This is a genomic window from Paenibacillus sp. GP183, from assembly GCF_900104695.1.
In the GTDB taxonomy this organism is placed as follows: domain Bacteria; phylum Bacillota; class Bacilli; order Paenibacillales; family NBRC-103111; genus Paenibacillus_AI.
In genome coordinates this window covers 3,151,705-3,175,434 of sequence record NZ_FNSW01000001.1, presented here as the reverse complement: position 1 = coordinate 3,175,434, position 23,730 = coordinate 3,151,705, and the positions used below count along the sequence as shown (strand labels likewise).

At 44.7% G+C, this 23,730-nt stretch carries 19 protein-coding genes and 1 riboswitch; of the genes, 18 read left to right on the top strand and 1 reads right to left on the bottom strand.

The window, feature by feature from the left end; genetic code table 11:
* Positions 1–74 precede the first annotated feature (74 nt).
* Entirely contained in the window at positions 75–1,655 is a 1,581-nt protein-coding gene (locus BLV33_RS15525) for a stalk domain-containing protein (RefSeq protein WP_090793484.1), read from the top strand.
* Between the two features lie 142 nt (positions 1,656–1,797).
* Complete coding sequence (locus tag BLV33_RS15520; RefSeq protein WP_090793482.1) at positions 1,798–4,836, top strand: S-layer homology domain-containing protein; 3,039 nt, start codon at positions 1,798–1,800, stop codon at positions 4,834–4,836.
* A gap of 597 nt (positions 4,837–5,433) precedes the next feature.
* On the opposite strand, the gene BLV33_RS15515 is transcribed toward BLV33_RS15520, so the two are convergent.
* On the bottom strand, positions 5,434–6,720 hold the full coding sequence (locus BLV33_RS15515) for an IS1182 family transposase (RefSeq protein WP_090793479.1): 1,287 nt from the start codon (positions 6,718–6,720) through the stop codon (positions 5,434–5,436).
* A gap of 967 nt (positions 6,721–7,687) precedes the next feature.
* Positions 7,688–7,775: riboswitch (cyclic di-GMP riboswitch) on the top strand.
* 84 nt (positions 7,776–7,859) lie between these two features.
* Here BLV33_RS15515 and BLV33_RS15510 point away from each other — a divergent pair.
* The 16 genes from BLV33_RS15510 (at position 7,860) to BLV33_RS15435 (ending at position 23,631) form a co-directional block, all read left to right on the top strand.
* Positions 7,860–8,201, top strand: coding sequence for a DUF192 domain-containing protein (locus BLV33_RS15510; RefSeq protein WP_090798962.1), 342 nt, complete (start codon positions 7,860–7,862; stop codon positions 8,199–8,201).
* Between the two features lie 41 nt (positions 8,202–8,242).
* Positions 8,243–8,428 carry a Flp family type IVb pilin gene (locus BLV33_RS15505; protein WP_090793476.1) on the top strand — a complete coding sequence of 62 codons (186 nt, stop codon included), beginning with the start codon at positions 8,243–8,245 and terminating at the stop codon, positions 8,426–8,428.
* A gap of 113 nt (positions 8,429–8,541) precedes the next feature.
* Positions 8,542–9,045 carry an A24 family peptidase gene (locus BLV33_RS15500; RefSeq protein WP_090793472.1) on the top strand — a complete coding sequence of 168 codons (504 nt, stop codon included), beginning with the start codon at positions 8,542–8,544 and terminating at the stop codon, positions 9,043–9,045.
* A 392-nt stretch (positions 9,046–9,437) separates the two neighbouring features.
* Positions 9,438–10,112, top strand: a complete 675-nt coding sequence (cpaB, locus tag BLV33_RS15495) for a Flp pilus assembly protein CpaB (RefSeq protein ID WP_090793470.1) — start codon at positions 9,438–9,440, stop codon at positions 10,110–10,112.
* Positions 10,113–10,160: 48 nt separating this feature from the next.
* Positions 10,161–11,012: a CpaE/TadZ family protein gene (locus tag BLV33_RS15490; RefSeq protein WP_090793468.1), complete on the top strand. Its 852-nt coding sequence runs from the start codon at positions 10,161–10,163 to the stop codon at positions 11,010–11,012.
* 24 nt (positions 11,013–11,036) lie between these two features.
* Positions 11,037–12,464, top strand: a complete 1,428-nt coding sequence (locus BLV33_RS15485) for a TadA family conjugal transfer-associated ATPase (RefSeq protein WP_216234783.1) — start codon at positions 11,037–11,039, stop codon at positions 12,462–12,464.
* Positions 12,465–12,468: 4 nt separating this feature from the next.
* Positions 12,469–13,431, top strand: a complete 963-nt coding sequence (locus tag BLV33_RS15480) for a type II secretion system F family protein (protein WP_090793465.1) — start codon at positions 12,469–12,471, stop codon at positions 13,429–13,431.
* 4 nt (positions 13,432–13,435) lie between these two features.
* A complete protein-coding gene (locus BLV33_RS15475) occupies positions 13,436–14,371 on the top strand; it encodes a type II secretion system F family protein (RefSeq protein WP_090793462.1) in 936 nt (311 codons plus the stop codon).
* Between the two features lie 146 nt (positions 14,372–14,517).
* Entirely contained in the window at positions 14,518–17,304 is a 2,787-nt protein-coding gene (gene ppc, locus BLV33_RS15470; protein ID WP_090793459.1) for a phosphoenolpyruvate carboxylase, read from the top strand.
* A 119-nt stretch (positions 17,305–17,423) separates the two neighbouring features.
* Entirely contained in the window at positions 17,424–18,335 is a 912-nt protein-coding gene (locus tag BLV33_RS15465; protein WP_090793456.1) for an EamA family transporter, read from the top strand.
* A gap of 18 nt (positions 18,336–18,353) precedes the next feature.
* The gene (gene sigW / locus BLV33_RS15460) at positions 18,354–18,938 is read left to right on the top strand and encodes an RNA polymerase sigma factor SigW (protein WP_090793452.1); all 585 of its coding nucleotides are present in this window, start codon (positions 18,354–18,356) and stop codon (positions 18,936–18,938) included.
* A gap of 99 nt (positions 18,939–19,037) precedes the next feature.
* On the top strand, positions 19,038–19,652 hold the full coding sequence (locus tag BLV33_RS15455; protein WP_090793449.1) for a zf-HC2 domain-containing protein: 615 nt from the start codon (positions 19,038–19,040) through the stop codon (positions 19,650–19,652).
* Between the two features lie 133 nt (positions 19,653–19,785).
* On the top strand, positions 19,786–20,601 hold the full coding sequence (gene cdaA, locus BLV33_RS15450) for a diadenylate cyclase CdaA (RefSeq protein WP_090793445.1): 816 nt from the start codon (positions 19,786–19,788) through the stop codon (positions 20,599–20,601).
* Entirely contained in the window at positions 20,594–21,880 is a 1,287-nt protein-coding gene (locus BLV33_RS15445; protein WP_090793441.1) for a CdaR family protein, read from the top strand. Before cdaA ends, BLV33_RS15445 begins: the two co-directional genes overlap by 8 nt.
* A gap of 71 nt (positions 21,881–21,951) precedes the next feature.
* Positions 21,952–23,292: a phosphoglucosamine mutase gene (gene glmM, locus BLV33_RS15440; protein ID WP_090793437.1), complete on the top strand. Its 1,341-nt coding sequence runs from the start codon at positions 21,952–21,954 to the stop codon at positions 23,290–23,292.
* A gap of 147 nt (positions 23,293–23,439) precedes the next feature.
* The gene (locus BLV33_RS15435) at positions 23,440–23,631 is read left to right on the top strand and encodes a hypothetical protein (protein ID WP_090793433.1); all 192 of its coding nucleotides are present in this window, start codon (positions 23,440–23,442) and stop codon (positions 23,629–23,631) included.
* Positions 23,632–23,730 lie beyond the last annotated feature (99 nt).

Below are 23,730 nucleotides of genomic sequence, written 5' to 3'. Positions count from 1 at the left end.
AGTAACGGAGGACTATTAGAGCTAGTGATATTTGGACTAATCAATCAAAATTTAAACATTTCGGGGGGCTATCAATGAAAAAGATTACGTTAATGCTAATTATTTCGGTGTTCTTCATTTTTTCTTCAACCACTGTATTTGCTGAAACCAGTGGAATTAAACAATCAGTTTACTCTTCAAAGAAAGGGATTTTTATTCCATCTCAAGAAGTTGGAGCCAATGGAGTTTTGTATATCACGACAAATAGCAAATTGGTTGCTTTAAATTCGAATGGCAGTGTAAAGTTTGAGTATCCTTTAGTGAAGGGCAGCAATAACAGCCAGGTTATATTAGGAAAAGACGGAGTAATTTATGTTATGTCAAATCAAATCGTTGCGCTTAATCCGGATGGGAAAGAAAAATGGCGTTCTTCTGCAAATGTCAGCGTAGGATGGATAAGTTTAAAGTTGAGCCCAGACCAACAGACAATCTATGTATCAAATTACCACGGATTATCTGGCGGCGGTTATGATGTTAATGATGGTTTTAAGCTTTTTGCAATTAACACTACTGACGGCTCAATTAAGTGGTCTGTAAATGGTAACTATATAATTTTAAAAGTCAGAGAAGGTGGAACGATTTACATCAATGAAAAGAAAGAATTCAATAAAACAGTTTTCCTCGCATTGAATCAAGATGGAACAACGAAATGGCAACGAGAATACGCTGAACGAGAATACGCTGAACGAGAATTCGCTGAAGGTGTTGGAGCTACCGTTGCCTCGGACGGTACATTATACTACAGTTCCATAGAACAAAAGAAAATAGTAGCTCTGGATTCAAACGGAAATGAAAAGTGGTCATTTGATGTATCAGCTGATGGATATAAAGGATCAGCAAGAGTAACTGCTGTTGATGACGGGGTTATTGTTAAAAAGAATAATCTCGTTAAACTTGACACTGCGGGGAACGTCGTTTGGACCATTGACAAAGATATTTTTCTTTCGCCAATGGCTTTAAATTCAAAAAATTTACTCATCGCATTTGAACATAACCGTGGTTATAACGGAATTCATTTTATTGATAAATCAGGAAACATCAAATGGAGCTTACAGAATGGTTCTCTCGAAGGTGTTAGTAAAGATGGCCAAAACATTTATGCAACTGTAAAAAATGTATTATCGTCTTATAATGCAGAAGATGGTTCTATAAATTGGTCTGTTAAATTAAATGACCCCAACTATGCTTACATGTATAATTTAGCCCCAGATCAGGGTTATGTATATGTAGCCGATAACATTGGAAGCCTTTATAAAATTCGAGACAGTATCAATATTGTAATTAACGGGTCGGTTCAAAATTATGAACAACCTCCTTTAATTAAAAACGGCAGTACGTTAGTCCCACTCCGAGCCATTTTTGAGACATTAGGGGCAAAAGTTGAATGGAATTCCGAAACTCAGTCCGTGAAAGCAACAAAAGGAAATAAAACTATTACGTTAAAAATTGATTCAAATACTGCTTCTGTCAATGAAAAACAAATTACATTAGAACAAGCTCCCACAATTATTAATGATAAAACAATGGTTCCTGTAAGATTTGTTACGGAATCGTTTGGTGGAGATGTAAAGTGGGATTCCGATACAAGGACAGTTAATATTACCGCAGGTAAATGATTAGAGCGATTGTTGAGATTGAATTGCAAATGATTAAAACAAAAAATATATACTGAAAAAGTGCCGAAAAACGGCACTTTTTCAGTATCAGGTATTTGCAAGATTAGCAAGAGTAAAAGTTAAAAATCTGGAGGAGAAAATTATGTCAGGCTTACGAAAGTACGCGCAAGTAATTTTAATTTTAGTCTTAACAATTAGCTTAGTGCTTCCAATCGCCCCAACAAAGGTCAGAGCAGATAATAGGGATAATCATAGTATCGCCTTTAATGATATAAAGAATCATTGGGCACAAGCATCTATTGAACGTTTAATAGATTCACAGATTGTGAATGGTTTTGAAGACGGGACGTTTAGATCGGAAGGAACGGTAACAAGAGAACAATTTGTTAAAATGTTAGTCCAATCACAAAAATATCCACTAATTGATGATACGTCACCTTTTTCAGATGTTGACAAAAGTCGTTGGTCCAATACATACATTTTAACGGCAATAAAGAATGGCATTATAATTCCTACGGAATACGGAGCTACATTTAAACCCGAAGAAGAAATTTCGCGTGAAGAAATGGCGAAAATGGCAGCCAGATCATTAAAGCTTTCGGACAATGAAGGCGCGTTGAATTTTAATGATAATGATGGTATCAAGAACAACCGAGGTTTAGTAGGTGCGACCGTAAAAGCAGGTATTATCAATGGTTTCCCTGATGGGTCCTTCAAACCGAATGACACTGCAACGCGGGCACAGGCAGTTGTTATTATTACAAGGGTGCTTGATAGTAAAAGTAAAGATATAACAAAAGAAAATGCCAATAATTCGGTAACTTTAATGCCTGGGGTTGTCACTGTTGACCAGTCAACAGTAAAACAAATTACAAATGTTGCGCAAGATGGCTCATCTATCGCATTTCAAGGCTCACCTGACGCCATTACGAATCTTAAAGCAGGAGATATTTTTACAGTTGTTCCATCCAAAGATTCCGCACTATCAATAGATTATCCATTTGGATTCGCAAAAAAGGTAGTTTCAATATCTAATATGGGCACACAAACGGTAGTTCAAACAAGCAATCCAGATTTTTCTGAAGTCGTAAAAGATATTAATATTCATTCTGAAGACCGAGTAACTTCAGATCAGTTTATTCCTGCAGACGGCGTTTCTATTGGTAAATTAGCGGATTCATCGAACCCTAAAGAAGTTGTCAGAATTTTATCGGCTGACAATGAACTGAAACCTATTACATTTAACAAGACTATTAAAGGAAAAGGTAAAAATGAAATAAAGCTTGATGGAGAAATCGTTTTTGAAAATCCTAAAGTGAAATCAGATATTAGTCTTTCATCGAATAGAATGATGGTGGATTTTATAGCTGAAGCGCATGGAAGTATCAATCTTACCGGTAATTTGGAACTAAAGGATGAGCCGAAACCACTGCCTTTAGGTACTTTTATAGTTCCTGTGGGTACTACAGGTTTAGGCGTAAAATTTGAATTAGATCTTATTGTTAAGATGGACGGGTCAGCTGATCTAACAATTAAATCCACAGAAAAATTAACAATGGAAGCGGGGTTTAAATTAGATTCAGATGGCCTAAAACCAATAGGTGATTTTTCTTTAAAGCCAGAGTTAAAGCCAGTCGAGTTCAAGGGGAAATTTGAAGGTTCTGTTGCTTTAGCACCAAATATTTATTTATCCTTTCTGACGTTTTCACTTGCGGGTATCGAAAATAACTTTGGACTTAAATTCACGATTGAAGGAACATATTCGCTTGATTCCAGTGCATTTGCACAATCCGGCGGAACACAAGGTAGTAAAGGTTGTTTAAGTATGAAAGACAGTTTCTTTATTGAGTCTAACGCGGCGATTAAACAAATAATTAAAAAAGAAATAAACCTTTATAAATACGAAAATGTATTTGCTCAGATGAATAGATGCGCGGATGTAGAAAGCATCGAAGTACATCCAAATGAACTGTTTTTAAAGCCAGGTGGTAGCGAGCAACTTTCTGTTATTGGGACAATGGCTGATAATAATGCTTTATCCAATAAACTCCATCGTGCTTTGACATCGGATTTGCAATATCAATCGGAAGATAAAAAATTAGCAATTGTGGATAAGAATGGGCTTGTTTCAGTACCATTGAATGCCACGCCGGGATCGAAAACAACCATTACTGTAAGTTATCACGATAAATCTGCTAGTGTTACGCTTGTTGTACAGGATATTAATTCTCAGAATCAGTCAAATGCCCCAACAAAAAATACTGACCCGATACCGGCAAATAATTTAACCACTGATACTTTAGTTCGTCTTGAGGACCTTCCAATTGCCAACCAGTCCTTGATTTCGGACTCAGGAATACGAGGGAGTGGAGTTATTACTCCATTTCATCAAGCGGTGTCTGATACAACAGGGAAATATGTATTTAATGGTGGAATATTGAGCGGCAATTTCTTGGATAAAAATAAGCCGGGTTTTGGGGAAAACTCGGGAAACAATTGGGTTGAATACAAAATTGATGGCAATTTTACCGAGTTTACCGGAACATTATTCAATCCGAAATTGGGTTATACCGGGCGAGCAGGTCGTAACCTCGTAAGAATAAGCGGCGATGGAAATCTACTATATAGTTATGATGAATTCAATGGTCTTTCCGCTCCGGTTAATTTCAATGTAAATATCAAAGGCGTTAAAGTTTTACGAATGGAGTTTCCATTTAGTCCAACTGATTACTCCTATAGTCCTTGGGGAATTGGAAACTCTTATTTGAAAGTTGTAACGAAAAAACCACAGTCTGTTTTTACGTCAACGAACAAGCGTGAGCTTGAACTTGTCGGTGAACTTAACGATACAATACATAACGCGTACCCTATTGAGTCAGGGACAAAATATAATGCAATTTTGCAGAATGCGGATGATGTCGATTGGTACAAAATCTCTACACAAAAGGATGGAAAAGTGCGAATTGTTTTAAGTAACGTGCCTTACCAAATCAGTGGCTGGTTGTATGATGAAAACGAAAAGGTTCTAACAGGTATGGTTCCATTAACTAAAGATTCCTGGTACAATGAACTCGAATTAAAAAAGGGGAAATACTACTGGCGTGTTTCGCCTCTTAATTGGGGAGAATCAAGATCTGAGGGCAAATATACAATCTCCGCCTCCTTCTCAATGGATGAATAAGTCAAATTGAAATAGGATAAAAAAACCTATCGTTGGAGCAAAACCCAAATATAACGAATGGGAGCACATAGCATGAAACAATGCAGCTCATCCTAAAACTAGGGAAGGGCTGCATTGTTGGTTAAGCAGGGGTTGTAAGAGTTGATGCAGGCTTTGAATCTTTGAACCAAAGAAATAACAGTGAGGTTTGTAAATGAAATAAATGTAAGTTAAATAAGCGGACTCCAGAATCGTTATGTGGAAATAGTAACAACGCGCAGGGAATGTGTTGAAATTAAAATAAAAGGTTACTTGTTGACGAACTGTTGACGATTTTCGTCAACAAGTAACCAAACACATCCAAATGGAACAAAGTTCCAAGGTGGATAAGCCTTATAGATTACGGTCTTGACCCACCATAACAGAGATTGGCGAACCCCTCCTATCACCCTTCCAAGCTGATAGCGTGGGTTCGATTCCCATCACCCGCTTAACAAAGAAAGACCACCTTGATGGGACTGTTGATAAAGTGGGCTAGGGGATCCAATTCCCTAGCCCACTTTGTTTTTTTATATTTTCTATTGTTTAAGGTAATTTTGGGTGACTAATCGCGATGTTTTATGCCGCTTTTATCATTCGTTTTATATTTAAAGCCAACGCGGAAAGAAGGCAATGTTCGGTGGCGTTCCGAATGCCGTTCTTATAGGTATATGTTAAGTTGTGACACCTCTTCATCGTTCCAAAACTGCCCTCGCACCACACGCGCCTTGCTTTTTGAATCGTGCGATATTCATCTGAACGTGAACGGACAACATTTCGTTCCTTTGCTTCTTGAAATAACGGACGTTGAATTGTCCTTCGATTACCAGTCTTGCCAAAACAACCGAAACGCAACGAACATTGCTCACAATCCTTGCTTTTTGAAGCATACATCTTCGTGTAAGCTTGCTTTTCCGTGTGAAAGTTGATGTGCGTAAACCGAAGGGTTTTTCCTTTTATGCACGTATATATATCGTTTGTCTTGTCATATGTCAGGCCTGATTTTTTCAAATGATTCTCATCAGAATCTATGGGTACTATGTACCCCTTTATCTCAAGCTTTTCGAGTGCATAATGTACAGGAGAACGATCGTAGCCTTTGTCCGCTCCAACCTTTTGGATTCGTAAATCAAACTTTTCTTGTTGCTCTTTTAACCGAGCAGTAAATGGCTCGTGGTCATTTATGTTTCCTGGAGTCACATGGATGTCTGTGATGATTCCATGTTTTGTGTCAATCGTGGTATGGGCTAGGTAATGAAATCCTTTAGGTTTGTTGGGTCTGCTTAACAGTCCTGCTTCAGGGTCGGATTTGCTTTGAGTTACTTCTTTTTCCGCGCATTTCTCCTTTGGTTTCTTCCCGCGTTTTTTCTTGTTCGGATCATTATTGAGCTCGGATTCAATTCGGCGAGCTTCTTGTTCTAGATCCTTGAAATATTCGGATGGTTTCTTCTCGACAACGACTTTCTCCGTTTTTCCTTTTGAAGCGTTCACTTTGATGTGAGTGGAATCCACAACGACAACTTCCCCAGTTACCGTACCTTTGCTGATGCAATTTGAAACGATATGATCAAAGATTTCTTGGAATACCTCGCTGTCTTTGAATCGCCTGCGGCGGTTTTGACTTAATGTCGAGTGGTCAGGAACAGATTCACCCAGATCTAAACCTAGAAACCATCGGTAAGCTAGATTTACAATAATGTCTTGCTCTAACTTTCTTTCCGAAGGTATTCCATACAGGTATCCAATAAGCAGCATTTTTATAAGGAGAACGGGGTCAATGGATTTTCGTCCCATTGGTGAGTAGAGGTGATGCACTTTTTCATAAATAAAAGTGAAGTCGACTTTTTGTCGAATATCCCGCAACAAATGGTTTGGGGCACCAGATCATCCAGGTTCATATACATCAGTTGATTTTGTTTATCTCCATCTATACCCATCATAGCTTTGACCTCCATAAAAAAGACCGTATAGATATTAATTCTACACGGTCCTTCAAAAAACCTATTCAATTCAATACTTTGTCAACAGTCCCTTGATGGTGGTCTTTCTTTGTTGCGGGTATCGGAAGCGAACCTTAAGGTTCGACCGTCCGTGCATCTTCTCGAATCATCCAGGTAGGACGAGTGTCTAAAATTACGCTGCTTGGTTTCCGTAGGAAACTATTCAATCAGAATTTCGAGTATTTCCATTAATAAATCCCATACATTTAGCTCCAAAATAGAATATAAATGGAAAAATTGAAAGAAGAGAATCAAAGAAATTATAGAAAATTAGGACTTATTTTTTTGGTGAAATTGAAATGCCGAGCGACAATTCAACCAAAGAAAAATGTGTAACCTTATGCTGCACTTTTGTTCATTAGTCAGAAAAAGTAAAATGGACTGCGGTGGATCCTCCGGGTTAGTAATCGGTAAAAGAGTTGAGACTAAACATCGTCTGAAAGTCCCTTTTTAGATGAAAAAATACAGGATTAATTCAATATTTTAAAGGATCTAATGCAACTAAAGTAGGATTAATTTCCATTTCACCAGGATTTTCAACACCGGAAAGGTAATTATAAGCCGGAAATCCTATTTTAAAATAAACCAATTATTAGTAGATAAGTTATTGAATGTTTTCCCAGCCTGCTTTAATCCACCATTTTCCTCCAAAAATCAACTCATTACGGGTAGAATGGCATTCTTATTGTGATCAAAAATGTGTGAAAAGTCACAATTTTGACTATTGAATATTTTGTGACAATTGAGTCGTTGGTTGGATTTTTTTCTTGCTTTGCTGTAGATTATCATGAAATCAATCACATCGGACCAGCAAGCAAAAAGGCTTCGCAAGGTCACGATAAAGGCAAACCTGGTGAAAGCCGGGGACGCAAAACTAGAGGGGCTAAAGCGCATTTTTGCTTTTGCCAGCCAGTTGCCGAAAGACCGAGGGAGCATTTTTTTGTGACCCCTCCTTTCGGGAAAAGGTGGGGTTTTTTACATACTTGGGAGGTGGTGAAACTATCAATGAAAATGATGATCAGGGAAAACGGGCTGCTGCTTGGACATCACATTGATAGAGCGGAGACGTTTATCCAAAGGTTTAAAGGTTTGATGCTTCAGAAGCAGCTTCCGATTGGACACGGATTATACATACGTCCATGTAAAAGCGTACACACATTTTTTATGAAATTTGAAATTGATGTACTTCACCTGGACGATGACGGCCGTATTGTTGGAATGGAGCAATCCTTGAAACCGGGAACCATTGGGGCAGCCATACCGGCAACGAAATCCGTATTGGAGCTGCCGGCCGGCACCTTGGAACAAGAAGGTATTTCTATGGGACAAACTGTAGTGATGGTGTAAGACAAATTCGACAAAAACCAAATTTATGAGGAGGATTTAAAATGGTAAACAAAATCAAAGGTCTATTGAAGGAAGAAGCAGGACAAGGGATGACAGAGTATGGTTTGGTGCTAGGCTTGATCGCTGTTGCGGTTGTTGGAACCTTGGTTTTACTTCGCACACAAATTATAGCTTTATTCAATAATGCGAAAGCAGGTGTAGATGCTGGCGTTGCCGGAATGAAATAATCCGCAGTTGAACGACAGCCTACAAAAGGCCGTGCGTTTATTCCAAACGTAACGGCCTTTTTCATCTCCACTAAATTCAATCTACTTTCTTAGGAAGAAACGGAGGACCTGGTTTGTGGACTGATCTGATCCTGCTGATGGTCATTGGGATTTGTGTCGTTACCGATCTAAAGAAACGAATGATTTATAACAAAGTGATTTTCCCCGCGCTGCTTGTTGCATTTGGTTTACATGCCGCATTGGAAGGCTGGTCTGGCCTGGGGCAGTCTTTACTTGGGTTTACCGTGGGGCTTTGCATCCTGCTGATTCCTTACCTATTAGGGGGGATGGGCGCAGGTGATGTAAAGCTGTTGGCGCTGGTGGGGGCTTTGAAAGGAACATGGTTTGTTCTGGCGGCCTCCGTCTATATGGCGCTGCTTGGAGCATTAATCGCCGTTGCGGTAGTTTTGTTCCAGAGAGATTTTCGCCAAAGGATTCAATTTCTCTTGTATGTGCTGATAGGGATACGATATGGTCTGCAAATCCAGTGGAAGGAGCATTTTACCTCAGGAACTTATCCCTACGGTGTTGCTATAGCTGGAGGTGCTGCGCTTTGTTTATTCCAGAAAGGGTGGTGAGGGGGATGATGAAGTGCGGCATAGTCGATTTGGGACGATTTATATTTGCTTATCAAAGCTTACATATGACCGTTCAATAAGCAGTGAGGCTCGGTGGATTGGGAAAGAGTGTTGCGGAAATTGTCTCCTATGCGAAGGGACATGTGCAGGTTGCCGATCCAGTAGGCCTATAAACTTCCCTTTTTTACGCCGCTCGTGTCCCATATCATCCCTGTCCCGACCCTTTCAACGAACTCAACGATCCGCGTGGAATAGGAGATGAGACGTTTTTGAAGAATTGGTACCGGTCTTGCGAAGCCTGGCGCTGTCAATAGAGGAGCTTACTCGATCCGGCTGATCGAATAACCTTATCTTAGGCGCTCATTTTATAATTACAAACTGGGGGAGAATGGATGAGATCCAAGATCATTTTGGTAATGGCCCTGCTTATGGGGCTGGTGACAACTGTACTTTTTTTTAATTACATGAAAAAGTTCGATCAAGTTAAGGCTGCTGACGCAAGTGTCGTTACAGTTATAGGAGCCAAGCAAGCCATCAAAGCAAATACAAAAATCACCCCTGAAATGCTTCAAACCATGCAGGTCCCCGCAGCACTTGTCCATCCGCAGGCTGTGAGAAATTCAACCGATGCCGTGGATAAGATTGCGGTTATGGACATGGCACCCGATGAAATACTGCTTTCCCACCATTTGAAAAATCAGGTGGAGGAGGCGCTTTTTGTCTCTAAAAAAGTTCAAGAGGGTTATCGGGCAGTTACCGTTGGAGTCAATTTAGTCCAATCCGTCTCCAATTTGATTGAGCCTGGTGATTATGTCGATGTGGTGTCAACTCTAACGGATAAGCTGTCGGATAAGGTCATTTCCACGACGATTAACCAAAATTTGCGGGTCCTGGCGATTGGAAGGCGGATGGTTGAGGCTAAATCGGACACGCCTTATGCGGAATATAGTACGGTGACACTTGAAGCGAAACCAGAGGATTCAGTAACTCTAATAAATGCGAATGGAAGGGGCAGCATCAATCTGCTGCTCCGAAGCCGGATAAATGCTGCGTCTGACAAGAAGTAGGGAGCAGTACTGTTCCTGCCGGGAACAATGAAATAGGAGGCGCAAGGGATGGATCAAGCTGAAAGGATGAACGAGGAGCAGAGCAAGGGCAAGCGTGGCGAGATGATTGTGATTTGCAGCGCTAAGGGCGGCATCGGGCGAACGGTTTTGGCGGTGAATCTGGCAGTTGCGCTGACCAAGAAAAACATCCAGATCAGTGTGCTGGACGGTAATTTTCAATTTGGCGACGTCTCATTAGCGTTGGACCTTCATCCGACATTCTCGATCAAAGATGTTGTAGATGAGATCGGGACCATGGATCGTTTTATGCTGGCGGGCTATCTCATTCATCATGCTAGCGGGGTAAAGGTCATGGCAGCACCTGAACGGCCAGAGTTTGCCGATTTGGTTACTCCAGTGGTTATCGAACGAGTATGTGATCTATTGCTGTCACATCATGATTATCTGCTGGTCGATACCGGTGTCGGGCTTCAAGATCGGACACTGCAATTTATTGAAAAAGCAGATCAGGTTTTCGTAATGACAACACTGGAGATGACTTCAATTAAAAACACCAAGCTGATGCTGGAAACGATGGACATTCTCGGCTGCAGGCAGAAGGCACAGGTGGTCATTAATCGCTCCACCATGGACAGTGTGATTAAAACAACGGATGCACAGGAGATTTTAAACGAAGAGCTGCCGATCTACATTCCTAATGACTTTCAGATTGTTTCCCAATCATTGAATATTGGAATCCCTTTCGTACTCAATCACGCGAAAACGGATATTGCCAAGTCGATTTTTAAAATGGCGGAACAGCTCATTTCCCGCAGGGAAATTTCACTGTTTAAACCAAAGCAAGCCTCGCTGCTGCATCAGTTATTTCATAAGACAAAAGGGATCACTTCGATATTCTAACCTAGATCAGTTAGGAGGTGCGACATGAGTTTGATGGATAAAATTCAGGCGAAAACGGGTGCAAATGTAATAGAAAATCCTTTAGGCACCGTATCAATAGAAGCAGAAGGTCTTGCACCCACGGCACCGAAGAAGGATCTTTTAACTACATTTAGAGCTATCCGGGGGACAGATTCTCGTCCTAAAGAGCAAACGTATCAGATGACGAAGCATCAAGAATTGAAAAACAAGCTGCACAAACAGATTTTAAGCATATTGAAGGATGACGATATAGCGGCTATTGTGCCCAAGATTGACGAGATGGCAGTTGAGCTCATCCTGGAGGACGAATCTTTCCGCGGCAAGATCGATCGGAAGAAGGTGGTAGAAGAGCTCATCAACGACCTCACCGGCTTCGGTCCGATCAATCCACTGCTGCTCGATCCGGAAATTACCGAGGTTATGGTCAACGGTCCGAATCAAGTCTATGTGGAGCGTGGAGGCAAGATTGAAATCTCCTATGTGCAATTCAGAGATGATGAGCATGTGATGAACATAATTGACAAAATTGTTGCACCGATTGGCCGAAGGGTGGACGAAAGCAGTCCGATGGTGGACGCGAGGCTGCCGGATGGCTCCCGTGTGAATGTCATCATTCCTCCACTTGCTTTGAAGGGGCCAACCATTACTATACGTAAATTTTCCAAGGATCCGTTTACTATCGACAATTTGATTGATTTTGGCACTATCACGCGTGATATGGCAATTTTCCTTGAGGCTTGTGTAAAAGCAAAGCTGAATATATTTGTGAGCGGCGGTACCGGCTCCGGAAAAACGACCACACTTAATGTGCTGTCATCCTTCATTCCAAGCGATGAACGTATCGTTACAATTGAGGATGCCGCAGAGCTTCAGCTGTGGCAGGATCATGTCGTATCGTTGGAATCGCGGCCCTCGAATATTGAAGGGAAAGGTGCCATTACGATCCGTGATCTTGTACGCAATTCGCTAAGGATGCGGCCGGAGCGTATCGTCATTGGCGAGGTGCGCGGAGGAGAGGCGCTGGATATGCTCCAAGCGATGAATACAGGACATGATGGATCTCTGGCGACGGGTCACTCCAATAGCCCGCGGGACATGATTTCCCGTTTGGAGACGATGGTGCTGATGGGCGGGATCGATTTGCCGGTGAAAGCGATCAGGGAGCAGATCGCCGGAGCCATTGATGTCATTATCCAACAGTCACGTCTCAAGGATGGTTCGCGTAGAATTACAAACATTACTGAGGTACAGGGGATGGAGGGCGATGTCATCGTCCTGCAGGATATTTTTTCATTCCGGCAAATCGGTGTAGATGAGCAGGGTAAAATCATGGGTAAACTGATCCCAACGGGAATCCGCCCTAAATTTTACGAGCGATTGGAAACATCCGGCATCCATATCCCGGCATCTGTTTTCATCGAAGAGGAGTGAATTTATGCGTTGGATCATCATGGGAATGGTCGGGATGTCCAGCTTTATGCTGATTTTGAGCTTGCTGCAAATACTGTTTCTATCCAATAAGCGGATGGACCATCGATTGCAGCGCTATTTGGAATTGAACGATAAAATACAGCTGAGCCGCAAGAAGTTTAACCTGCTCGTTCAACTGCAGTTATACAAACAGACGGTTCGCGATAAAGTGCTTTCCCGAAAAAAGAAAAACCTCCTGGAATCCTGGCTCAGCCGTTCCGGGGTTTCCTTAAAGCCTGAAGAATATATTCTGTTCCAATGGATCAGCACCTTCCTCTGCGCAGGGTTCCTTTATTTATTGACGGGCAACATTCTGTTTTTGCTTGCAGGTGCGATAGCGGGGTATATGCTGCCCCGATGGTGGATTGCGAGAAAGCAGCGGAAGCGCGTAGTGGATTTCAACGACGGATTGCTGGATATGCTCACGACCATCATTGGTTCTCTGCGAGCCGGCTTCAGTTTTATGCAAGCGCTGAGGACTGTCGTGGATGAGTCGGAAGGACCGATCCGGGAGGAATCGGAGCTCGTACTGAAAGAAATGCAGTATGGCACCAGCATGGAGGATGCATTGAACGAATGGAAGGAACGGATGCCCAGCGAGGATCTTGACCTGATGATCCAGGCGATTTTGATTCAACGGCAAATCGGTGGGAATCTCGCTGTAGTGCTGGAGACGATCATCCAAACCATTCGTGATCGCATCCGAATAGAGCGGCAGGTAACTACGCTTACCGCTCAAGGGCGGTTGTCAGGAATGATTGTTGGATTGCTGCCCTTTGTGCTGGGCTTGATCCTCTATTTCATTGCACCAAACTACATAGGCTCATTATTTCATCATCCGATTGGTCTTATGATGGTGGGAGCAGGTTTGATTTCAGGTGCCATCGGTTTTGTCTTCGTCCGAAAATTGACTACAATCGAGGTGTAAACGTATGCTTTATCTTTCCTTTTTCTTTACGGTGGCGCTGGCAGTTTACACGGTATTTATACATCGTGAGGAGAAGAGCAAGCGACACAAACACCGGCTGTCTCAAGTGAAAGGGGAATTGGACGGACTCAGCATGGAAGCTCAAGATGAGGCTGCTGTGAAAAGTGAATCTGCTCTTGGCAACTTGCTTAAAAATCTGTTCCGACCCCTTCGCCGCAGCTTTACCCGCAGGCTCCAGGGCTGGGAGGAAACCCGCATCGAGCATAAGCTGCAGCAGGCCGGACGGCCGTTCAACATGTCGCCGATTGATTATCGAATCCTGCAGCTGTCTTTGCTGATCCTGCTTCCCGTTCTATTTGGCGGTTACAGCTTCATTTTGGGAGTGGGAATAGGCTTCAAGATTCTTTTTATACTTGCAGGCTTCATTGCCGCTTTACTTCTGCCGGGCTATTACCTGAAATTAAAAACAAGGCAGCGAAGTAGATTCGCACTTAGGGAGCTGCCGGATGTATTGGATTTACTAACCGTAAGCTTGGAGGCGGGACTGGGCTTTGATTCGGCGATCAGCAAGATGGTCGCGAAGAAGGAGGGTGTCCTGGCGGGGGAATTTCGGCGATGCTTGGAGGAAATTCGCCTCGGCAAGACAAGGAGGGAAGCGTTGACCGGAGTCAAGGAACGGCTCGTTCTCGACGAAATGAAGGTGCTGATCAGCAGCATTTTGCAGGCGGAAAAGCTTGGGATCGGACTTGTGCAGGTGCTGCGCGTTCAGTCGCATGAGGTTCGCGAGAAGAGGAAGCAGCGGGCTGAGGAAGAAGCGATGAAGGCGCCGGTTAAAATGCTCTTTCCCTTGGTGCTGTTTATATTCCCCAGCATTTTCATTGTTCTCCTAGGTCCAGCTGCTATCCAGTTTATACAGGTATTTAGTAATAATAAACCATGATAAATCGAATTCATTAAGCAGAAGCACCTCAATTGTTTGGGGTGCTTTTTCTATGTTTTTTTCATGCACTCTGTATCCTCGTTATGGATTGTGGTAAAATGACAGGAATGAGTTTTTGCAAGGCCATGTCTAGATGAGGTGAGAGAATGATAGAGAACGGTGCTTCGTTACAAAAGCAAACCGCCAATAACCTGCTGAGAAGAGACGTACGATTTTTAGGCCAGATTTTAGGAGAAGTTTTGGTTCATCAGGGTGGTCAAGATCTGCTGGATGTTGTTGAAAAGATCAGGGAAATGAGCAAATCTCTAAGAGCGCATTATGTTCCTGAGATCTATGAGGAATTCAAGCATACGATTCGTTCCCTGGATCCGGAAATTCGACACCAGGTTATACGTGCATTCGCGATTTATTTTCAATTGGTGAATATTGCCGAGCAAAATCATCGAATTCGCCGTAAGCGGGATTACGAGCGCACCTCAGGAGAATCCATTCAACCGGGCTCTATTGAAAGTGTGGTTCAGGAGCTCAAGCATCAAAACCTGCCGAAAGATGAAGTGCAGGAAATTTTGCAGACTATTTCCTTGGAGCTGGTGATGACGGCTCACCCTACAGAAGCTATGCGCAGAGCTGTGCTCGATATCAATTTGCGCATTTCGAGCGATGTAATGCAGCTTGATGATCCTTCCTTGACTTACCGCGAAAGAGAGCAGCTTCATGAGAAGCTTTTGGGAGAAGTGCTTAATTTGTGGCAGACGGATGAGCTTCGTGACCGTAAGCCGACAGTCATTGATGAGGTGCGAAATGGCCTCTACTTTTTTGATGAGACGTTGTTTAACGTTCTCCCGGATGTGTATCTCGAACTTGAGCGCTGCTTATCCAAGTATTATCCGCAAGAAGAGTGGCATGTTCCATCCTTCCTGAAGTTTGGCTCGTGGATTGGCGGAGACCGTGATGGGAACCCATCCGTTACGTCCAAAGTAACTTGGGAAACACTGGGATTGCATCGTCAGTTGGCCCTGCAGAAATATGAAGAGCAGCTGAAGGAAACCGTGAAGCAAATGAGCTTCAGCAAAAATATTGTCAACGTCAGCGATGAACTGCTCGAGTCGATCCAAAAGGATCGGGATGCTCTAGGCAATACCCAGGACGTTTGGCGTAATGAAAAGGAACCTTATCGGATTAAGGTTACTTATATGATAGAAAAAATTCATAACACCGGAAATCCGGCGATTTCGGACTCGCAAAAGTACAACAATCCGGATGAATTCATTCAGGATCTGCGGATTATGGATAAGAGCTTGCGCGGTCACTACGCGAATTATGTAGCGGACGAGTACATCAAAAAGCTGATCCGCCAGGCCGAGCTGTTTGGCTTTCACCTGGCGGCTTTGGATATCAGGCAGCACAGCAAAGAACATGAAATGGCCATGACGGAGATTTTGGCGAAAATGGGCATTGCTTCAGACTATAATAAGCTCTCTGAAGATGACAAAGTAGCCTTGCTCAGTTCCCTTCTGGATGAGCCTAGACCGATTACATCTCCTTACCTGCAATATTCGGAGAACACGCAGGAGTGCCTGGACGTTTATAAAACCGTGCAGCGAGCTCAAGTGGAGTTTGGACGGAATTGTATATCAAGCTACTTAATCAGTATGACGGCAGGAGCGAGTGACCTGCTTGAGGTATTGGTATTTGCCAAAGAAGCCGGGCTTTACCGCAAGGAAGCTGATGGCACTGTAACCAGTACGATACAATCCGTACCTCTGTTTGAGACCATTGACGACTTGCATGCAGCGCCTGAGATTATGACAACCTTGCTCGACATTCCGGCCTACAGGGCAACTCTGGACCCTGCCGCGCCGCTGCATGAGATCATGCTGGGCTATTCCGACAGCAACAAGGATGGCGGCGTGATCACGGCGAACTGGGAGCTTCGGATGGCGCTGCAGAACATCACAAAGGCCGCCCAGAAATTCGGCGTGAAGCTGAAGTTCTTCCACGGACGCGGAGGCGCGCTGGGACGCGGGGGCATGCCGCTAAACCGCAGTATTCTGGCGCAGCCTGCAGAAACGATTGGCGGCGGCATCAAGATCACCGAGCAAGGTGAGGTGCTTTCTTCGCGCTATTCGCTGCAGGGTATTGCGTATCGCAGCCTGGAGCAGGCAACTTTTGCGTTGGTTAAGGCGGCGACGCTTGCCCACGATCCGCAGATCGATGAATCCGATGTAAAGTGGGAATCGATCATGAAGGGGATTTCGCAGCATGCCCAGACGAAATATCAGGATCTGATCTTCCGGGACGAAGACTTCCTGACGTTCTTCAAGGAATCAACCCCGCTGCCGGAGGTTGGCGAGCTGAATATCGGCTCGCGGCCATCCAAGCGTAAAAATAGCGATCGATTTGAAGATCTAAGAGCGATTCCGTGGGTGTTTGCATGGACGCAGAGCCGTTATTTGCTGCCGGCGTGGTATGCGGCGGGCAGCGGATTGCAGAGCTTTTACCAAAACAAACCGGAAAACCTGGAAATCCTGAAGCAAATGTACGAAGAATGGTCCTTCTTCCGATCCATGATCGATAACGTGCAGATGGCACTTGCCAAATCGGATATGCTGATTGCGAAGGAATATGGAAGCTTGGTTAAGGAACCCCAACTGGCAGAGCGTATCTACACATTAATTAAGGAAGAATATGATTTATCCTCCTCGCTGATTTTACAGATAACCGGACAGAAGGAGATTCTGGATAACGTGCCTGTTATCCAGGAGTCGATTCGACTTCGCAATCCATATGTGGATCCGCTCAGCTATATGCAGGTGGAATTAATTAAGGAGCTTCGGGAACAGCGTGATCGCGATGAAGATGACGCGATTCTGCTTCGAGAAGTGCTGCTTACGATTAACGGAATAGCCGCGGGCTTGAGAAATACAGGCTGATTCATCACAGCCAAGCCAAGCTACGACAAGACCTGAGTACAAAGTCGAGTGTCTTCATCAGGGGATATCTCGGCTTTTCCTCTGCTTGCCGCGCGACCTTTGGACAGGAGCTTTACAGTATGGTTAACGCACGATGGATAGCTGTCGTATTGGTGATTATAGGAGCCTCAAGCTACGGCATTTTATCTTCTTTTATTAAAATAGCCTTTGCGTCAGGCTTCAAGGATGGTCAAATTACAGTTGCGCAGATAACGGCAGGCGCCTTGATGCTTTGGATACTTGTGGCTTTCAACAAAAAATCGTGGGTGAACCCATTTCGGGGTCCATGGATCCAACTGGCGTGCATCGGAATTTTTGGGCTGTCTTTAACAACTATTTTTTATAATAGTTCATTAACGCATTTGGATGCCTCTTTATCGATTGTTTTACTGTTTCAGTTTACTTGGATGACGATTGCCATGGATTGTATAGCCCGAAAGCGGTTACCGAGACCGAATGAAACTCTGGCTATAATTGTTATTATGATCGGGACGCTGCTTGACGTTAATATATTTGGGGCAAATTGGAGTCAGTTGAGCGGTAAAGGTATTCTGTTCGGGCTGCTATCCGGATTGACCTATAGTTTGTTTTTGTTTATGACGGGGCAGGTCAAAAGTGATCTTCCTCCGCTCATGAAATCGGCGGTCATGATCACCGCGGCGATTCCGATGATTTATCTTGTTTATCCGCCCAATATATTTCTCGATGGAAATACGTTACAATTATTGGGTTGGGGTCTGATGCTCGGATTTTTCGGACAAGTGGTTCCCACAATAGCCTTCAATGTTGGAATCCCCAGGATCGGCAGCACCCTTGCTGCTATGTTAGGATCCATAGAGCTTCCGGTAGCGATTGTTGCCGCATTTTTGCTCCTTGGAGAACCGGTACTGCTCGTTCAATGGCTGGGCATGATCCTTATTCTTGCAGGCATTTTGTTGTCCGAGAAGAGATCCAGGGCAGAGATCGCAAAAATTGTAAGGAATGAACGTTAAGAAGCTGGAGGAATTTCAGTGAATTCTGTGGAAACACGATTGGCCAAATTAGCCAGAAACGGCGACCGGGGAGCTTTTGCTGAACTGGTGGATCTGTATAAGGATAAAATATATCATCTCGCTTACCGTATGTTGAACAACAAGCATGAGGCTGAGGATGCGGTTCAAGAAACTTTTTTGAGGGTATATACGAACTTGCATAGGTATGATGAGCAGCAGAAATTTTCTACCTGGATCTTTCGAATTGGAACGAATCATTGTATCGATCGCTTGCGCAAACGAAAGCATTCCGCCTATTCACTCGATGCGGAGATGCCGGACGGCGAAGGCAATGATTATTATTCCATGCTGCCTGGAAATGAGGAAACACCGGAAAGACTGATGATCCTGTCTGAAACGCAGATTCAGATCCGCAAGGCCATAGATGCGCTGCCTGAGAAATATAAATCCGTGGTCATCTTGCGGTATTTGCAGGATATGTCGCTGCAGGAGATCAGCGATGTCCTGGATATGCCCGTGACTACCGTAAAAACCAGGGTGCATCGGGGCAGGGAATACTTACGCAAGAAGCTGGAGCAGGATCCGAGCCTAATCGAGGATTAAAGGCTTTCATTATTTTTTGAAACATCTTGGTTATTAAAACGTATGGTATTAAACTTACTTGCACAGATCAGTGATGCTGAAGAAAGGGGTGGGTTATTTATGAAATGTAAGGAAGCCCTCCCGCTCATGCACGATTATCTGGATGGGGATTTATCGGGGCCGGAAGTGTTAAAGTTGAAAGAGCATCTTATCGGGTGTACCGATTGTCACGCCTTATTTAAACAATTGGAGAGAACGGACGCTATGGCGCGTGCGCTCCTCCCTGCAGGTGTACCAGATGATTTAACCGAGCGGATCATGAAAGGTCTGCCTCCCGTGAAGAAGCGCAATGCTTGGACACAGTGGATTCGCAGGCATCCGGCAGCCTCTGTGGCGGTCGTGTTCGCAGCCGTTATGTTTGCAAGCTTTATGTCGATGTGGAATCAGGGCGGAGAGCTGATGGTGAAAGGAACCGATCTCCAGGATGTAATTATCCAAGGAGATACAGTGATTGTCCCCGAGGGGCATACCGTAAATGGAAATCTGATTGTGCAGAGCGGAAAACTGCAGGTGCAGGGGGATGTAAAAGGCAACCTGGTCGTCATCGACGGGTCCTTGAACCTGGCATCTACGGCACATATATCAGGTCAGATCACACATGTGGACGCAGCGTTTGGCTGGATTTGGTACAAACTTGGTGAATTGGTGCACCAATTCACCTCGTCTTCCAAGTAAACCTCCCTTTCCAAGGAAATGGAGGTTTTTTTTGCATGGATGTTGGCGAATAGAACAATTCTACGGATTATGGTATGATCTATGTATAGAGAAATAGTAAGAAAAGGCGGCCGAATCGCTGGGGGATAAGAGAATGGATTACTTCGCGGGCTTCTCGATAAAAGATGGTGTTGACATTGTAATCGTGAGCTATGTCATTTATAAACTCATTTTGCTTGTTCGCGGAACAAGAGCCATACAGTTGATGAAAGGGATCCTCGTGGTGGTTGTCACGTGGGTCATCAGTATCTGGTTTAAGCTCAGCACCTTGCAGTGGATGATGAATCAGGCGTTTACATTCGGGGTTCTTGCGATCATCATCATCTTTCAACCGGAGCTTCGCCGCGCTTTGGAGCAGCTCGGAAGAGGCAAACTGTTCAGTCGATCTTCAACGGAGGGCGACGAGGAAATCAACAAGCGGATCGGTGATGTTATTCACGCGGTCAATTATTTGTCGAAACGTAAGATCGGAGCGCTGATCGTGTTTGAAAAGGAGACGGGGCTCACGGATTATGTGGAGTCCGGCACCGCCATTGAAAGCAAGATCAGTGCTGAGCTGTTGATTAATATATTTATTCCCAACACGCCCCTGCATGACGGAGCGGTGATCATACGCCAGAATCTGCTCATGGCCGCCGGATGTTATTTGCCGCTGTCGGAAAACCCTTTTATCAGCAAAGAGCTTGGCACTCGGCATAGAGCTGCAATTGGAATGAGCGAGGTTTCCGATGCCATGTGCATCATTGTATCCGAGGAGACAGGCCAGGTTTCTTTGACGATGAACGGCCATATTTTACGAGACATGAGGGAAGAATCCTTGGTGTTTAAGCTGTTTGAAGAGCTCAAGCCCAAAACGAAAACGAATGAAAAGAACCCTTTCTTGAAATGGAGGGGTCGTTCGAATGGATAAATGGCTGCGCAATACGAATGTGGTGCGTGTCATCGCGCTGGTGATTGGGATTTTACTTTGGGTTGTCGTCCATATGGACCAGAAAACCGGAACCGGAACCACCACCTCGATCAGCAATCGGGAAGAAACGATAAATAATGTGACCATAACGAAAAAATATGATGAATCTCTTTACTATGTTTCCTCTGTCTCGCCATCGAATGTGCAGGTGATTGTAAGAGGCAAGGACTCTGAAGTCAAGAAGTTAACGACCAGCAACAATTACAGGGTTGAGCTCGATCTGACTAAAGTGGGCAAAGGCGAGCATGATCTGGCCTTGACTCCGGTTGGTTTTCCGACTACCTTGGAGGTCGTGATCGTTCCCCGGACCGTTCACGTCGTGATCGAAGAGCAGCAAAAGAAAGAAGTCCCTGTAGTCATTAATGTAAAGGGGACTCCGGCAGCCGGACTCAAGGCCGGACAGCCTATTGTTAAGCCGAACAAAGTGTACATCACAGCGCCTACCAGCCGTTTATCGGAAATAGAAACTGTACGCGGCGAGGTGTCTGTGGATAAAGCAGATGCTGCGGTTACCAAGCAAGTGAAGCTGCTCGCTTATGACAAGAATGGCAAAGAAATAGCGGTGAGCATGAATCCGCAGGTGGTTGATGTGGAGGTGCCGATAACCAGCCCTTTTCAAACCATTCCTCTACAGCTGAAAATCACAGGTGACCCGCTTAAGGGATTTGCTATTGCGTCTATTGTACAGACTCCTGATAAAGTAACCGTATACGGCAAACAGGATGTAGTAGATAAAATGGAATTTTATCAAGGACCAGCATTGAACCTTCAGAACGTGAGCGCGTCTAAAGAGTATATCCTGGATATTCCGCTGCTGGCTAATAAAATCACTCAGGTGGATCCGGCGAAGGTGTCCATTCAGGTTGAAATTGTCCCATCGGTGACCAAAGCGCTGGAAAATATACCGATTACAATTATTGGGCAAAATGATGGATTCAACACCAAGGTGATTACGCCGGATACCGGCAAATTGAATATAACGGTTGAAGGTGCACCCAAAATCATTGATGTGATTAAGGCATCGGATGTACAGGCAATCGTTGATGTAAGCAATTTGCCGCCTGGACAGCATCCCGTTTTAGTTTCATTTAATCTTCCTTCCTTTGTGAAAAAAGGAGCGCTGCAGGACATTCTGGCTACCGTAGAAATCAGCAGTAAAACACCAGCGAGTGCAGGGCCTTCTGCCAGCCCTAGTCCTAGCCCTACTAAGGCACCATAGAAGACACCATACGGGAGATCGCTATCAGCGGAACCAAAAATGTATAAGAAAATGAGGGGAATCATTCTATAATGGGTAAATATTTTGGAACAGATGGAGTCAGAGGAGTTGCCAACAGCGAGCTTACAGCTGAACTAGCCTATAAGATTGGCCGCTGCGGCGGATTTGTTTTAACCCGGCAAGCAGAGCATCCGAAAGTTGTGATCGGCCGAGATACTCGAATCTCAGGTCCGATGCTGGAGGCCGCACTTGTGGCCGGATTGTTGTCGATCGGGGCGCATGTGATCAGGCTGGGTGTAGTCAGTACACCGGCGGTCGCTTACTTAACCCGGAGGCTCGGGGCGGATGCGGGCGTGATGATTTCCGCTTCACACAATCCGATCGAGGATAACGGGATCAAGTTCTTTGGCGGCGACGGCTTTAAGCTTCTGGATGAAACGGAGCTGGAGATAGAGCGTTTGATGGATGCCGCGATGGATGAATTGCCAAGACCGATTGCCGGCCAAATCGGCACGGTTTCCGATGACACCGAGGCGAAGGAGCTGTACATCGATTTCTTGAAATCGACGTTATCCGGCACCTTTGGCGGGTACAAGGTGGTTCTGGATTGTGCTCATGGCGCTGCGTATGAGCTGGCTCCTGCCGTGTTCCGCGAGATGGGCGCGGATGTGATCACGATGGGTGCGGAGCCGGATGGCTGCAACATCAATGAGGGCTGCGGTTCGACGCATCCGGAGCGGCTTCGCGAAGCGGTTGTGAAGCATGGGGCGAACCTGGGTCTTGCTTTTGACGGAGACGCGGATCGCTTGATCGCGGTCGATGAGCTTGGCGAGGAAGTCGACGGCGACTTCATCCTCAGCATTTGCGGCGATGCGCTCAATCGCCAGGGCAAGCTGAAGCACAGCACCATCGTGACTACGGTGATGTCGAACATCGGCTTTTTCAAGGGGATTGAAAAAGCCGGTCTCAAGGCGACCCAAACGGCGGTCGGCGACCGTTATGTGATGGAGGAAATGCGCAAGGGCGGGTATAACCTTGGCGGCGAGCAGTCCGGGCATGTGATCTTTCTGGATTACAACACCACGGGTGACGGTATTCTTACAGGGCTGCAGCTCACAGGCACCTTGGTCCATTCGGGCAAGAGCTTAAGCGAAATGAAGCAGATCATGCGGAAGTATCCGCAGGTATTGGTCAATGTTCGCGTGACGGATAAGAGCAAGCTGCGCGGCAATCAGCCGATTGAGCAAGCGATTCGCAAGGTTGCGGATGAGCTGGGCGATAACGGTCGCGTGCTTGTGCGTCCCTCCGGTACGGAGTCGCTGATTCGCGTTATGGCGGAAGGACCGGATAAAGCGCAGGTTGAAGCTTACGTGAATGGGATTGTCCAGGTGATTGAACAACAGCTGGTTTAAATTTGAATCTCCCGCAGAGGCTTGGTACTGAAGCGGGGGATTTTTGTGTTTTTGGCATTTTGCCCCTTTATTGCCGTAAAAGTTGCATCTCAGCTGGAAAATGAATATGATTAATATATCTTTTTACTTTGGAAGGACAGGAGGATAGTGGTTTTTAAGGTAATTCATAGCGCCAGAACTCGCGGGAACGATTTGGATCATTTGGATCGGAGGCAACGAGTTGACGAGGTGAAGGTGTTCGAAACATTCGGCGGGGACCTTCCGGCATCGATGTATGCCGTTAAGCGGGAAAGCAAACATGTCTGGGCGACTGGACAAACAAGATTCCAGCAACATTGAAAGACCTAAAAAGATTGACCTTACGTGTACGAACCTATAAATGAAGAGAATTTGACGGAGCAAGATCTTTGACAAATAGTCATATGACGTGGAGTCATA